The organism is Gemmobacter sp. 24YEA27 (assembly GCF_030052995.1).
Taxonomy (GTDB): domain Bacteria; phylum Pseudomonadota; class Alphaproteobacteria; order Rhodobacterales; family Rhodobacteraceae; genus Pseudogemmobacter.
On the sequence record NZ_JASJPW010000001.1, the window covers coordinates 1 to 13,233 of the forward strand.

General features: G+C 63.1%; 12 protein-coding genes, 1 tRNA gene and 2 pseudogenes. 7 read left to right on the forward strand and 8 right to left on the reverse strand.

The genetic code is table 11. From position 1 onward, the window contains the following. On the reverse strand, nucleotides 1–893 hold an 893-nt coding region (ccrA, locus tag QNO18_RS00005; RefSeq protein ID WP_283176025.1), incomplete at its 3' end, for a crotonyl-CoA carboxylase/reductase. 414 nt (nucleotides 894–1,307) lie between these two features. Continuing rightward, nucleotides 1,308–2,084: a 23S rRNA (guanosine(2251)-2'-O)-methyltransferase RlmB gene (gene rlmB / locus QNO18_RS00010; RefSeq protein WP_198837665.1), complete on the reverse strand. Its 777-nt coding sequence runs from the start codon at nucleotides 2,082–2,084 to the stop codon at nucleotides 1,308–1,310. A 190-nt stretch (nucleotides 2,085–2,274) separates the two neighbouring features. On the opposite strand from rlmB, the gene QNO18_RS00015 reads away from it, so the two are divergent. Further along, nucleotides 2,275–2,358 (forward strand) — tRNA-Tyr (locus QNO18_RS00015). A gap of 651 nt (nucleotides 2,359–3,009) precedes the next feature. On the opposite strand, the gene fsa is transcribed toward QNO18_RS00015, so the two are convergent. Next, a complete protein-coding gene (gene fsa / locus QNO18_RS00020; protein WP_092899093.1) occupies nucleotides 3,010–3,663 on the reverse strand; it encodes a fructose-6-phosphate aldolase in 654 nt (217 codons plus the stop codon). Between the two features lie 119 nt (nucleotides 3,664–3,782). Between fsa and QNO18_RS00025 the strand changes: the two are divergent. The 4 genes and pseudogenes from QNO18_RS00025 (at nucleotide 3,783) to QNO18_RS00040 (ending at nucleotide 8,559) form a co-directional block, all read left to right on the forward strand. Then, nucleotides 3,783–5,974: pseudogene (locus QNO18_RS00025) on the forward strand (primosomal protein N'). Nucleotides 5,975–6,138: 164 nt separating this feature from the next. Continuing rightward, nucleotides 6,139–6,849 (forward strand): DUF484 family protein, encoded by a 711-nt coding sequence (locus tag QNO18_RS00030; RefSeq protein WP_283176026.1) that lies wholly within the window; start codon nucleotides 6,139–6,141, stop codon nucleotides 6,847–6,849. Then, a complete protein-coding gene (locus QNO18_RS00035; RefSeq protein WP_283176027.1) occupies nucleotides 6,846–7,808 on the forward strand; it encodes a tyrosine recombinase XerC in 963 nt (320 codons plus the stop codon). Before QNO18_RS00030 ends, QNO18_RS00035 begins: the two co-directional genes overlap by 4 nt. Before the next feature lie 46 nt (nucleotides 7,809–7,854). Continuing rightward, the gene (locus QNO18_RS00040; RefSeq protein WP_171909531.1) at nucleotides 7,855–8,559 is read left to right on the forward strand and encodes a CDP-alcohol phosphatidyltransferase family protein; all 705 of its coding nucleotides are present in this window, start codon (nucleotides 7,855–7,857) and stop codon (nucleotides 8,557–8,559) included. 146 nt (nucleotides 8,560–8,705) lie between these two features. Here the strand turns inward: QNO18_RS00040 and QNO18_RS00045 are convergent, their stop codons facing one another. The 4 genes from QNO18_RS00045 to QNO18_RS00060 form a co-directional block, all read right to left on the reverse strand. Then, nucleotides 8,706–9,542, reverse strand: a complete 837-nt coding sequence (locus QNO18_RS00045; RefSeq protein WP_283176028.1) for a DMT family transporter — start codon at nucleotides 9,540–9,542, stop codon at nucleotides 8,706–8,708. Between the two features lie 67 nt (nucleotides 9,543–9,609). Then, nucleotides 9,610–10,056 carry a methylated-DNA--[protein]-cysteine S-methyltransferase gene (locus QNO18_RS00050; RefSeq protein ID WP_283176029.1) on the reverse strand — a complete coding sequence of 149 codons (447 nt, stop codon included), beginning with the start codon at nucleotides 10,054–10,056 and terminating at the stop codon, nucleotides 9,610–9,612. Continuing rightward, complete coding sequence (locus tag QNO18_RS00055; protein ID WP_283176030.1) at nucleotides 10,053–10,658, reverse strand: hypothetical protein; 606 nt, start codon at nucleotides 10,656–10,658, stop codon at nucleotides 10,053–10,055. Before QNO18_RS00055 ends, QNO18_RS00050 begins: the two co-directional genes overlap by 4 nt. Before the next feature lie 87 nt (nucleotides 10,659–10,745). Next, on the reverse strand, nucleotides 10,746–11,675 hold the full coding sequence (locus QNO18_RS00060) for a LysR family transcriptional regulator (RefSeq protein WP_283176031.1): 930 nt from the start codon (nucleotides 11,673–11,675) through the stop codon (nucleotides 10,746–10,748). A gap of 102 nt (nucleotides 11,676–11,777) precedes the next feature. Between QNO18_RS00060 and QNO18_RS00065 the strand changes: the two genes are divergently transcribed. Next, complete coding sequence (locus QNO18_RS00065) at nucleotides 11,778–11,981, forward strand: DUF1127 domain-containing protein (RefSeq protein WP_283176032.1); 204 nt, start codon at nucleotides 11,778–11,780, stop codon at nucleotides 11,979–11,981. 114 nt (nucleotides 11,982–12,095) lie between these two features. On the opposite strand, the gene QNO18_RS00070 is transcribed toward QNO18_RS00065, so the two are convergent. Further along, nucleotides 12,096–12,683: a hypothetical protein gene (locus tag QNO18_RS00070; RefSeq protein WP_283176033.1), complete on the reverse strand. Its 588-nt coding sequence runs from the start codon at nucleotides 12,681–12,683 to the stop codon at nucleotides 12,096–12,098. Between the two features lie 152 nt (nucleotides 12,684–12,835). On the opposite strand from QNO18_RS00070, the pseudogene QNO18_RS00075 reads away from it, so the two are divergent. After that, nucleotides 12,836–12,949, forward strand: a pseudogene (locus tag QNO18_RS00075) (integrase); the annotation flags it as partial. Between the last annotated feature and the right edge of the window lie 284 nt (nucleotides 12,950–13,233).

A 13,233-nucleotide genomic window follows, 5' to 3' on the forward strand; every position in this document is an offset into this window, starting at 1 on the left:
CCGAAAATGTCCCAGATCGCTTTGCCGAATTTCCGCGCCTCTTTCAGCCAGACATTATACTCGTCCGAGTTCACCGTCGGCAGTTGCCCCCAGCATTTGAACTCATTGCGGTTGATCACGCCTTTCGCGCCCAGCGACATGACGAAATCGCGCTTGCTTTCATCCGAGATCACGCCGATCGCATTGGCGCCCGCGGTATTTGCCAGCTGGATCGCATAAGATCCGAGGCCACCGCTCGCCCCCCAGACCAGCACATTCTGCCCCGGTTTCAGGTCATGCGGCGCGTGACCAAAGAGCATCCGGTAGGCGGTCGCCAGCGTCAGCGTATAGCAGGCGGATTCCTCCCAGGTCAGGTGTTTCGGGCGCTCCATCAGCTGCTGCGCCTGAACCTTGGTGAATTGCGAGAATGAGCCGTCATGGGTCTCATAGCCCCAGATCCGCTGGGTCGGCGAGAACATCGGGTCGCCGCCGTTGCATTCCTCGTCGTCGCCATCATCCTGGTTGCAATGGATCACAACCTCATCGCCGACCTTCCAGCGTTTCACCTTGTCGCCCACCGCCCAGACGATACCCGAGGCATCCGAGCCCGCGATGTGATAGGGTTGAATATGCACGTCAAACGGCGAGATCGGCACGCCGAGACCGGCCCAGACGCCGTTGTAATTGACGCCCGCCGCCATGACGAGCACCAGCACCTCATTGCTGTCGAGCTTCCAGGTGTCGACCACCTCAAGCTGCATCGCGCTTTCGGGCGCGCCATGACGTTCGCGGCGGATCGCCCAGGCATACATCTGCGCCGGTACATGGCCGAGCGGCGGCATCTCGCCAATCTCGTAGAGATCTTTCTTGGGGGCATCATAGGTCATGATCGGTGCCTGCCTGTCCAGTGCCATGGGCGAACTCCTGATTTCGTGCCGCGCCGCAGAATCAGCGGGCCGTTGTCAGGAGGTTTAAAATTCATCACGCAATAATGCAATCACATTTGGATAGTTTAGGTAATTTTATGTCCGCCGCGTCGCAGCGCCACCTGGAAGCAAGCCAGGACAACACTTCTGCCTGTCGCGCGGCCATTCCGGCCCGGAAAAAGACGCGCCCGCGGTCCGGGACGGTGCAGAGAATGCGGCGGAAAGAAAAAGGCGCCCTGCGCAGATCGCGCGGGCGCCAGGTGCGGAACGAGGGACAGTGCAAACAAGGTACGGGGGTTCCAGATCCCGTGCCTCATGACTGTGACTTAGAAACATTACTGCTGAATTAAAGGGGCGTTCGCATCTTTGTGATCAAACGCCCCCGCCGCAGTTGCCCCTCCCTTAACGGATCGTGGCCGCGTAAAGCGCCACCGCCGCCGCATTCGAGACATTGAGACTGCCGAAACCGCCCGCCGCCGGAATACGCGCGATCAGATCGCAGGTCTCGCGGGTTTTCTCGCGCAGTCCGGGCCCCTCGGCGCCCATCACCAGCCCGACCGGCCGCGTTCCGGCCTGGCTCAGCGCATCCGACAGCGTCAGATCCGCCTCGCCGGCAAGGCCGATCAGCAAAAAGCCCATATCGCGCAGCTCATTCATCGCATCGGCAAGATTGGTGACTCTGAGATAGGGCTGCCGCTCCAGCGAACCAGAGGCGGTTTTTGCCAGCGCCCCGGTCTCCGGCGCGGAATGATGGCGCGGCGCGATCACGGCACGCGCCCCGAAAACCTCGGCCGAACGCAACACCGCACCGGCATTATGCGGATCGGTGACCCGGTCCAGCAGCACCACGAGCGGCGCGCCTTCACCCGAGACCGCGACCTCCTCAAGGCTGCCCCAGTTGAGCGGCTTCACCTCCATCGCAGCGCCCTGATGCACAGAACCCGGATCAATCGGCACGTCGAAGGCCCGCGTATCAACCAGCTCCGGCTCAAGCCCCGAAGCGAGGATCGCATCCTCCAGCTTGTCGAATGCGTTCTTGGTCACCACGAGACGCAGTTTCTCGCGCTTTGGGTTCAACAGCGCGTCGCGAACGGCATGCAGCCCGAAGAGCCAGACGGTCTCTTTCGCCTCTGCCCGCTTCGCGCGTTCCTTATCGACCACCCAGGCTGGTTTTTTCATCGCATTATCCCCGTCTGGCTCCAGATCACGCATCACAGATTTCCGGGGACAAAAGGCCGAATCCAGCGAAAAGCGCAAGGCAAAAGCGGATCATGTGCCAGGTCCTGAGCCGATCACACGAAAGATCGTCACAAAAGCGGTGATAGGGCATTGACGGGGCAGAACGGAGAATCTAGTAAGCCCGCACTGTGGGCGACGTGCTGCAAGGTGCGGCAGCGGACTGTAACTCCGCCGAGGAGACTCATGCCTGGTTCGATTCCAGGGTCGCCCACCATCAATCATAACAATGCGTTATGGGATTGATCCTGTAAGATAGGCCTTTGGGCCCGCCGGGATCAGCATAGATGTTTTTCAAACTCTTCCCGCCTGGTTTCCTCGTACGGTCAGCCTGTCGCGTTTTTTGCAGTTCAGGATCACGCGCGGCCTGGAATGCCTGCCGCCCGGGACTCGCTTTTTTTCAGGGCGGGCCTGTCCCAGGTTGGCCGTTCTGACCGTGTCGCCCGTCCGGGAAATGGTCCGAGACTGCGGCGACCCCACGCAGACGCGGGCAATCTGGCCTTTGCGGCGCCCTGGGGCCATGGGGCCTGTCACTTTTGACCTTGGATGGGAACGCGCCGAGCGCGGCCTCGTCCGCGAGGCGGAACACGGCATCAGCCACATCCTGCGCCAGTTCCAAACGAGCAGACCGGGCAAAATCGGCCCTGCTCCGCGCCTGGGTCGGATAAAAAAATGAGAGGAAATAGTGCGCTGCGCCGGAAAGCATCACAAAAGACCACGCGCAGGACAAGGCGGATAGGTAATCCGCCCGGGCCCTCGCGGCCCATCGGTGACGCATAAACGACCGGAAGACGGGCCTGAAACAACCGGCAGATGTCGGAGAGGCGCGCCGGGGCGGCAAAGCCCCCGGCGCGGCCCGAGAGCATGATCAGAGGATTTTCTGGCCGGTTTTGGCCCAGTCTTTCGCGAACTGCTCCAGCCCCTTATCGGTCAGGACATGGTTCGCCATCGCCTTGATCACCGAAGGCGGCGCGGTGATCACGTCAGCCCCGATCAGCGCGCAGTCTTTCGCGTGGTTCACGGTGCGGACCGAGGCCGCGAGGATCTGCGTCTCAAACCCGTAATTGTCATAGATGGTGCGGATATCCTGGATCAGATCCAGCCCGTCGAGGTTGATATCATCCAGACGGCCAACGAAGGGCGAGATGAAGGTCGCACCGGCTTTCGCCGCCAGCAGCGCCTGGTTGGCCGAGAAGCACAGCGTCACATTGACCATCCTGCCCTCATCCGTCAGCACTTTACAGGCTTTCAGACCGTCCCAGGTCAGCGGCACTTTGACAGTGATGTTCGAGGCAATCTCGGCCAGTTTGCGGCCTTCGGCGATCATGTCATCGGCCTTCTCGGCGACGACCTCGGCCGAAACCGGGCCCGCGACGATCGAGCAGATCTCTTTGGTGACTTCCAGGATGTCACGTCCGGATTTCAGGATGATCGACGGGTTGGTGGTCACACCATCCACCATCCCGAAATCGTTCAGCTCACGGATGGCATCCACATCAGCGGTATCGACAAAGAATTTCATGGCGTCATGCTCCCATTGGGCGGCCAGGTGGGTGGAGAAAGGGGGTCGGGAGAGCTATTACCGCAAAGTGGCCTGGGACGAAAGAGGGTCCGGCCCCGGAAATGTGAGCGCTAACGGAAATGATGGCAGAACGGGTTTTCGAGGCGGGCGATACGGTGACGGTGCTGACCACCGAGCCGCTCGGGCCGTTTCTGGATTACCGCGCGCCGGAGGGCGGCTGCGGCACCGGCGATTTCGTCGAGGTGCCGCTGGGCCGCGCCGGGTGCTGGGTGTGGTCTGGGGGCCGGGGCTTGGCGATTTCGACCGCGCGAAGCTGCGCGATATCCGGCAGGTGCTCGACGTGCCGCCAATGCGGGCCGAGCTGCGCCAGTTCCTGACGCGCTCTGCCGATTACACCATGACCTGGCTGCCCTCGATGCTCAGACTTGCGACGCGCGCGCCGGGGCTGACGGACCCGCCCTCGATGCGCAAGGTGTTGCGGCTGACCGGGCCGGTACCGAACCAGCTGACCGATGCGCGCCACCGCGTGATCGAGGCTTTGCGCCAGTTCGGCGGCGCCTCAGTTCTGCCAGGCGAGCTGGCCGAAGCCGCCTCGGTCTCGGCCTCGGTCGTCAAGGGGCTGGTAAAGCTCGGGGTGATTTCCGAGGAAGAGGCACCACGCGACCTGCCCTATCCCAGGCTGGATGCGCTTCGGCCCGGGCGGCTTTCGGGCGACCAGATCGCGGCCGGCGAAGTGCTGCGCGAGATGGTCGGCAAGGGCGATTTCCGGCCGGTCCTGCTGAAAGGCGTCACCGGCTCCGGCAAAACCGAAGTCTATCTCGAAGCCGTGGCCGAGGCCTTGCGCCAGGGCCGCCAGGCGCTGGTTCTTCTGCCGGAGATTGCCCTGACCGCCGATTTTCTGGCGCGCGTCGAGGCCCGTTTCGGCGCCCGCCCCGGCGAATGGCATTCCGGCGTGACGCAGACCGAGCGCCGCCGCCTGTGGAAAATGGCCGGCACCGGCGATGTCGGGCTGGTGGTGGGCGCGCGCTCGGCCCTGTTCCTGCCCTTCCAGGATCTGGCGCTGATCGTGGTCGATGAAGAACATGACAGTTCTTACAAACAGGAAGAGGGCGCGCTTTATAATGCCCGCGACATGGCGGTGCTCAGGGCCTCGATCACCCATTGCCCGGTGGTGCTGGCCTCGGCGACACCCTCGCTCGAAAGCTGGGTCAATGCCGATCAGGGCCGCTACCTGCGGCTGGATCTGACCTCGCGCTTCGGGGCGGCAGAGATGCCCGCGATGCGCGCCATCGACATGCGAAGCGAAAAACTGCCTGCGGATCGCTGGATGTCAGAGGCTCTGGCGAAGGGCGTCGAAGCGCGGGTCAAGGCGGGTGAGCAGTCGCTTTTATTTATCAACCGGCGGGGATTCGCGCCGGTGACGCTGTGCCGCGCCTGTGGCCAGCAGGTCGGCTGCGACCATTGTGACGCGCGGATGGTCGAACACCGTTTCCTCAAACGTCTCGTCTGTCATCAATGCGGCGCGACGAAACCGGTGCCGGAAAGCTGCCCCTCCTGCGGGGTCGAAGGCCGGATGGCAGCGATCGGCCCGGGTGTCGAGCGGCTGGCCGAAGAGGTCATTGCGCGCTTCCCCGAAGCACGGGTGGCGGTGCTGTCGTCGGATCTCTTCGGCTCGGCCCGGGCCCTGAAGGCACAGATCGAGGAAATCGCGGCGGGCGGCGCCGATATCATCATCGGCACCCAGATCGTGGCAAAGGGGCACAATTTCCCGCATCTGACGCTTGTTGGGGTGATCGACGCCGATCTCGGGCTGCAAGGCTCCGATCTGCGCGCGGCCGAACGCACCTTCCAGCTGATGCGCCAGGTTGCCGGGCGTGCGGGGCGCGCCGAGAAACCGGGCGAGGCTTGGTTGCAGACCCACCAGCCCGAACATCCGGTGATCCGCGCCATTCTGGGCGGTGACGAAGAAGCCTTCTGGCGGGCCGAGGCCGATGAGCGCCGCCAGGCAAGCGCCCCCCCCTTCGGTCGCTTTGCCGGCATCATCCTCTCCGGCCCCGATCTGCAACCGCTGTTTGATTTCGGCGCCGATCTTGCCCGTGCCGACGGGCCAATCCGCCAGGCAGGGGGCGAAGTGCTCGGCCCGGCACCGGCCCCCATCGCCCGCGTCCGTGGTCGCCACCGCGTCCGCCTGCTGATCCGCGCCCCGAAAAGCGCGGCACTGCAAAACGCGATTGCGGCCTGGCTCAGACAGACCCGGCAGCCGAAGGGCATTCGCCTCGCCATAGACATCGACCCGCAGAGCTTCTTGTAGCCTTGCGAAGGGGCGCTGCCCCACTGCTTCCAGGGGGAGTGCCGGAGGCAGATATGCCACGCGCGCGGCGGTTTGCGCCGGGGCGAAAGGAAATACTTCCTCAGGCTTTCCCTTTTTTGCTATATTTGCCCCCGAACAACGAAAAAAACACCGAGCAGCTTTCAATGATCGAACCTGACTTGCGCGACCGCATTCTTGCGGAGCCGGAAAACCTGCTGGATGACCGCGACCTCATGAATGCCCTGGTGGCGGCGAATGAGCGGGCGATGGGCTCCAATGTCATTGACCTGCGCGGCATCGCCATGCAGCGGCTGGAGACAAGGCTGGAGCGGCTGGAAGATACCCATCGCTCGGTGATTTCCGCCGCGTATGAAAACCTTGCCGGCACCAATCAGATCCACCGCGCCATTTTGCAGATGCTCGACCCGCCGGATTTCGCCGGGTTTCTGGCTGGCCTCTCGGGGGAGGTCGCGGCAACGTTACGCGTCGACCGGGTGCGGCTGGTGCTGGAAAGTGCGGGCGGCGGCGATGAGACCGGGGACTCCGCCCTGTCGCGGCTGGGCAATGTGCTGATGATCGCCGATCCCGGCTTCAGCGCCGGATATCTCGCTGCCGGCCGCAAGACCGCCTCGCGCAGCGTCACCCTGCGCCCCGTGGCGGCCCAGGTCCAGGCCACGTGTGACCGCATCTATGGCGGCCATGACTTTATCCGCTCCGAAGCGCTTTTGCAGCTCGATTTCGGTCCAGGCCGGCTGCCCGGCATGCTGGCGCTTGGCGCGGAAGACCCGCATCAGTTCCGCCCGACCCAGGGCACCGATCTCCTGGCCTTCTTCGCGGGGGTTTTTGAGCGCTCCATGCGCCGGTTCCTGTCATGAGCGATCTCGCCGCGCTGACGCCACAGATGCGGGCGGCGCTGAGCGACTGGCTGGCCGGGCTTTCGGCACTGGGCAATGCCTCCAATCACACGATTATCGCCTATCGCCATGATGTGGTGAACTGGATGGGTTTTCTCGCCGCGCATCATGGCGAGCCGGCCGGTCCGGCGACAATTGCCGGCATGAGCCAGTCCGACCTGAGGGCCTGGATGGCACATGAGCGCAAGCGCGGGCTGTCGGCGCGGTCACTGGCGCGGGCGCTGTCTTCGGTGCGCAGCTTCGCGCGCTGGCTGACCGAACGCCAGGAGGGTCTCGGCGAGGCCACCGTGATCCTCTCGGCGCGGAGCCCGAAATTCCGCCGCCGCCTGCCAAGACCGCTCAGCGAGACCCAGGCGCTCGGGATGATCGAAACCGTCTCGTTACAGGCACGGACGGACTGGCAGCAGGCGCGCGATATGGCGGTGGTGACGCTGCTTTACGGCTGCGGCCTGAGGATTTCCGAGGCGCTGTCGCTGACCGGTGCCGATCAGCCGCTGCCCGATATGCTGAGGATCACGGGCAAGGGCGGCAAGACGCGGCTGGTGCCGGTGCTGCCGGCAGCGCGGGCAACGGTGGCAGAATATGTCCGGCTCTGTCCCTTTCAGATCACCGGGGCTGACGCGCTTTTCCGGGGAGCCCGCGGTGGTGCACTGAACCCGAGGCTGATCCAGAAAGCGATGGAACAGACGCGGCTGCAGCTTGGCCTGCCCGCAACCGCCACCCCCCATGCGATGCGCCACAGCTTCGCCACTCACCTCCTTTCGGCGGGTGGAGACCTGCGTTCGATCCAGGAATTGCTGGGTCATGCCTCGCTTTCGACCACCGAAGCCTATACGGCGGTTGACGCCGCGCGACTGATGGATGTCTATGCAGCCGCGCATCCCCGTGCGCATTCTTCTCCGCAACGGGGGGTTTCCTGACCCGCAGGAGATTGCATTTTCGGTGCTATTGCTTCATGAGTTTGTGATGTCAGACCGCTATAAAGCCCTTTCCGTTCATCTGCTGACCGCCTCTGGTGCGGTGCTGTCAATGCTGGCGATGCTGGCTGCGGTCGAGGCAAAATGGAGCCTGATGTTCCTCTGGCTCGTCGTCGCGCTGATTGTCGACGGGATCGACGGGCCGCTGGCGCGCAAATTCGATGTGCAGAAAAACTGGCCGACCTATGATGGCGTGCTGATGGATCTGATCGTCGATTATCTGACCTATGTGTTCATTCCGGCCTATGCCCTGTTCAAATCAGGGCTGCTGACCGGCTGGACGGGCTGGATCGCGATCATCGTGATCGTCTTCGGCTCGGTGGTCTATTTCGCCGATACAAGGATGAAAACCCGCGACAAAAGCTTCGCGGGCTTTCCGGCCTGCTGGAACATGGTTGTGCTGGTGCTGTTTGCGGTCGCGCCCTCGCAAGGGGTGATCCTGGCTCTCGTGATCGCGCTGACGGTGACCATGTTCACCAATCTGAAATTCATCCACCCGACCCGGACCAAACGCTGGCGCAATGTCTCGCTGCCGGTCTCGGTCGCCTGGATCGTCTTTGCCGCCTGGGCCGCCTGGATGGATTTCGCTGAAGGCAGCCTCGCCCATTGGGGGCTGATCGTGACCTCGCTCTATCTCGCCCTTGCGGGTATCCTGCAGCAGATCATTCCGGAAGGGATCCGGCGCGTCAGATAAGCCGGGTTCTGCCGGGCAGGCCGTGGAAGCCTCCGGCGGGGATATTTAAAGACAGAAAATGACCTCACCGAACTGCTTCATTTTCTGTCTTCAAATATCCCGGGGGTGAGGCCCCGCAGGGGCTGAGGGGGCTGGCCCCCTCTCTGTTACACCCTTGTCAGGATCACCCCGGCAACAATAACAAGCGCCGCCGCAGCCTTTTCCCGGCTCATCCTCTCGCCAAAGACCAGCCAGCCGATCAGCACCGCGAACAGGATCGAGGTTTCGCGCAGCGCCGCCACCAGCGCGATGGGGGCAATGGTCATGGCCCAGACCGCAATCGCATAGGCGCCAAAGCTCGCGGCGGCGCCGATCGTGCCCATCTTCCAGGCCTGAAAGCCCATCGGCACCACTTTGCGACCGCGCATGGCCAGCATCCCCAGCGAGAAGATCAGCCCATCCGCCACGAAAACCCAGGCGATATAGGACACGGCATTACCCGAGATCCGCGCACCCTGGCCGTCGATCAGCGTATAGCAGGCGGTCGCCAGGGCCGAGCCAAGTGCAAAGGGCACCAGCTTGCGGTTCTCGTCGCTCGAAAACACGCCCCGCGCCATCATCAGGATCCCGGCCGCCAGCACGGCAATGGCGAGATACTGGCGCGAACTCATCACATCGGTCAGCAGGAATATCCCCGCCACCGTCACCAGCATAGGCGCCGCCCCGCGCGCAATCGGGTAGACGCGGCTCAGATCACCGCGCTCATAGGCATAGCTGAGAAAGTACTTATAGGCGAAATGCGTGATCCCAGCCGCGATCACCCAGGGGATTGCCGCCGGATTGATCGGCCCCATGAAATAGGCGACGCCAAGGCCGATCGGCACTTCCATCACCGACAGAACCACCATTGCACCTATCTTGGAAGTGCCAAGCTTGATCAGCGCATTCCACAGCGCATGGAGGAAGGCCGCTGCCATGACAGCGAGAAAGACGCCAAAGGTCACGATGAAAAACCGTTACAGTTCCGTTACGCCGATCTCTGGCACGCGGCGGCGGCGGCGGCAAGCGCGCTCATATCAGAAGCCCTGCCGCCCCCTCGAACCGCAAGAGCGCCACTTTGGTCTCGACACCGCCGGGGGCAGAAAAGCCTCCCAGCGTCTTTGCACCCAGCACCCGGTGGCAGGGAATGATGATCGGGATCGGATTGGCACCGCAGGCCTGGCCCACAGCCTGGGCGGGCGCGCCTGTCAGCTTCGCGATCTCGCCATAGCTGCGGGTCTCGCCCTGAGGGATCGCCGCCATCGCGCGGCGGACCTTTTCATGCAGCCCCCTGCCCCAGTCGAGCGGCAGGTCAAACTGCACCAGCCGGCGCTCGAACCAGGCCGCGAGCTGTGCGAGCCCCTCTCGTTGCAGCGGGCTGTCCCCGGCCTCGCCCTCCCCCCAGACCAATGCGGTGATCTGCTGGCCATCATCGCGCAATGAGACGGGACCAAAGGGGGTGAGGCAGAAATTCGTCATTCGAAATTCACCAGGGTGACGGGATTGCCCTTGCCATCATAGCTGGCATCCACCTCATAGCGCACCAGCCGGAAGGCGGCATCCTGCAGCCGCCAGACCCCGCTATCCGAGGCATCCCCGATCCCGCGCCAGAAGCTATGGGCCGAAATCTGCAGCGTTTCAGGATCGAACCCGGCATTGATCGCCAGCAGATCCGCACTCCAGCCATTGATTTCCAAAAGGCTCACCACGCTATCCGCCTCACCGGGCGCCGCGGCCTTCTCGTCATATTCGATCTTCAGCGTTGGCCGGGTCAGGCCCACCGGAATCGCTCCGCCCTGATCGGAGGAGATCATGAAGACCTGCGAGGTATTATAGGCGTAGATTTCGCATTGAAACTCCCAGACCACCATCGGGATCGGATCGCCCCAGCTGCCGGGGCTTTCGACCTCGAACCGCTTCGGGGGCTTGAGCAGCCGGCCATCTTCGGAAAACGCCCCGGTGCATTCTTCGGCAAAGGTCGCTGAAAAAGCCGCAATGGCGATGGCATCCTCAGGCAGCGCCGCCTGGGAGAAGACCGGGCTGGCCGTCGCCAGCAGCAGCGGAAACAGGATCTTTCGCATCAGAGGGTCTCCTTCACATGCGAGACTGGCATGTCGGCCCCCCGCTGCCAAGCGCCGCGCCCTGCCCGATCCGGAGGACGGCGTGGATCAGCAGCGAGGTGCCAGCACGCTGCGCTCGGGCGCGATCTTTTCTTCGGTGCCCGGGGCCCGCGCCATGGCGAGGGGCCGGAACGCCTCGCGCAGGACCGCCGCCATGCCTTCGATCGCCGCCGAGCCGCCTCGCGGATTGCGCCGCAGCAGCACCCGCGCCGAATCAATCGCCGGAAAGCCCTCTTCCACCGTCAGTTCGCGGCATCCGACGGGGATCGTCGACCGCGACAGCGGCGAGATCGCCATGCCATTCGTCACCGCATTGCGCATGCCGCTGGCCACATCGCAATACCAGGCCCGCCGCCAGCGCAGCCCCTGGTGGTTCAGCGCCGCTTCGGCAAATTCGCGACACCAGGAGCTTTCGATATAGACCGAGACCGGCAACGGGCTTCTGAGATGCTGCATATGGGTCATCGAGGTCACCCAGACCGTCGGGTCGATGGCCAGAAGCTCGCCTTCCTGGAAATAACTGGTGTCATGGATCACCGCGATGTCCAGCCGGTCTTCCTCCAGCGCTTCCAGCTGTTTTTCGGAATGGTCGCACAGGACCGAGACCTGCAGCCCCTCATGGCGTTCGTCAAAGGCGGCAAGCGCGCGCGGCAGGATGGTGCCGGAATATTCATCCGGAAAACCCACCCGGACCGGCCCGGTCAGTGGTTTTTCCCGCAATGCCAGCGTCGCCTCATCCAAGAGTGCGACCACGCGCTGCGCATAGGGCAAGAGCTGCTCGCCGCGCGCCGTCAGGCTGACGCCGCGCGCAAGCCGCTGGAACAAAGGCTGGCCAAGATTTTCCTCCAGCCGCCGGATCAACAGGCTGACCGCCGATTGCGTCCGGCCCAGCCGTGAAGCCGCGAGCGTCACCGAGCCGGCCTCGGCCACGGCGAGAAAGCCACGCATCAGATCGCTTTCAAGATGGGGATGTGACATCGCCAGACCTATAAATGAAACTCATGAAACCCATTAAATCTATTCGTTTGTGAAATGTCAAAACCGGAGCGATACAGATGAGGTAATTCCAAGGAGGCTAAAATGTTCACCCGCCTGAAATCGCAGATGCAGATGCGCCGCTCTACCGCGTTCCTGCTTAATCGCGCGGATGACCGGCTGCTGGACGATATCGGCCTGACCCGTGGCGATCTGATGGCCATGCATGAGGGTCTGGAGCCCGATACCGGCACCGCCAATGCGCAGGTTCTGTTGCCGCTCTGGCTTGGCGCGAAGCGCGCCGCCTGAGCTTTGACCACCAGTTTTCTGATCGTCTCCTGTCGGTGACGAAACCTGGACGCCAGCGATCGCCGCTGGCGTCTTTTTTACATTCCCCCTGGCTCTGCGGGCAAAGGTTGCGGGTCAGAGGTAGCCGGCTTCTGCCGCCTTTTCGCGCAGCTCTTCCCGGCTGAGGTCGATCATTGTCTCGCCCGCACGGGTCACGGTGGCCCGATTTCGGTCAATCCGGAACAGATCCTCTCCGACCTGAAATTCGATCTCTGGCGACATGGCGAGAAAGCCGCGCTTTGCAGTCAGCGTGAAAAGCGAATCGCGCAGCCCCTCGGCCTGGTCGCGGTAAAACAGCGCAATCAGCTGCGGCAGATGCATGCGGATGGCCTGGGCACCGGCCTTCCTTGCATCCGGCAATGGCACTTTGAACAGCCGCGACGGTCCGGTGGCCATCTTAAAGGTGACATCATCGCCGAAAATCTCGCCCTTCACCTTTTGCGTGCTGCGTCTTTGCTGCGGCCTGGAAGGCACTTCCTGATATTCGGCGCTGAAGCTTTCCCGCGCGCGCATCGGCTGGCGGTCGGTGACGGACACCACGCGCATCCGGGGCGACTGCTGTCCGGCAATCAGGGCGAGCCCAACCAGCAGCACATCGCCAAAGAACAGCCGCGAAAGGTCGAGAGACTGACGCCCGGCAATATCGCTGACCTGCATATTCATGGGCCTTGCCCCTCTAGCTGTGGAACCGATCCGTTCACAGACACCCTGAACCGGGCCGAAATCGGAACAAACTAAGGTAATCCCGCGACCAAAGGCGTCAGGTCACGGAAAACCCGCTCTGTGGTCCTCTTCGCGCCGCTTTCGCCACAGAAATCACCCCGTCAACTTTCAACACTCTCATTGTGGCGCTGCGGTTCTTCTTCCGGATGACCGGCGGACGAGAGGAGATGAAGCGCTACATGCAATTGCGCACCGAGCCGCAAAAGCCAGAGGCTCGCACGCAGGGCCTGTTACGGCTCCGGTAATTCCATGTCGTCTTCTTCCTGCCGGCCGAGATCGCGCAGTCTGCCAGTTGGAACAATAGGTAGGCTGCGGGCTGCTCTTCAGGGTATCAGCGGAATCGGTCATGACCATCGCAGCCGCCCCCATGGCACAGGCGTCGCCCCTACCGTCAGCTCACTTTAGCCGCAGCATGATCCAAGAAGCGGCGGCCTCCGCCTTGGGAGGTTTCCCCGTTGGTCTTTGCCGCGCACGTGATCCGCGTTCCGGC

Excerpts from the sequence above, each read along its gene's own strand:
- rlmB (WP_198837665.1), bottom strand. The coding sequence starts at position 2,084 with ATGAAAAAACCAGCCTGGGTGGTCGATAAGGAACGCGCGAAGCGGGCA.
- fsa (WP_092899093.1), bottom strand. The coding sequence starts at position 3,663 with ATGAAATTCTTTGTCGATACCGCTGATGTGGATGCCATCCGTGAGCTG.
- QNO18_RS00030 (WP_283176026.1), top strand. The coding sequence starts at position 6,139 with ATGATCGAACCTGACTTGCGCGACCGCATTCTTGCGGAGCCGGAAAAC.
- QNO18_RS00035 (WP_283176027.1), top strand. The coding sequence starts at position 6,846 with ATGAGCGATCTCGCCGCGCTGACGCCACAGATGCGGGCGGCGCTGAGC.
- QNO18_RS00040 (WP_171909531.1), top strand. The coding sequence starts at position 7,855 with ATGTCAGACCGCTATAAAGCCCTTTCCGTTCATCTGCTGACCGCCTCT.
- QNO18_RS00050 (WP_283176029.1), bottom strand. The coding sequence starts at position 10,056 with ATGACGAATTTCTGCCTCACCCCCTTTGGTCCCGTCTCATTGCGCGAT.
- QNO18_RS00055 (WP_283176030.1), bottom strand. The coding sequence starts at position 10,658 with ATGCGAAAGATCCTGTTTCCGCTGCTGCTGGCGACGGCCAGCCCGGTC.
- QNO18_RS00060 (WP_283176031.1), bottom strand. The coding sequence starts at position 11,675 with ATGTCACATCCCCATCTTGAAAGCGATCTGATGCGTGGCTTTCTCGCC.
- QNO18_RS00065 (WP_283176032.1), top strand. The coding sequence starts at position 11,778 with ATGTTCACCCGCCTGAAATCGCAGATGCAGATGCGCCGCTCTACCGCG.
- QNO18_RS00070 (WP_283176033.1), bottom strand. The coding sequence starts at position 12,683 with ATGAATATGCAGGTCAGCGATATTGCCGGGCGTCAGTCTCTCGACCTT.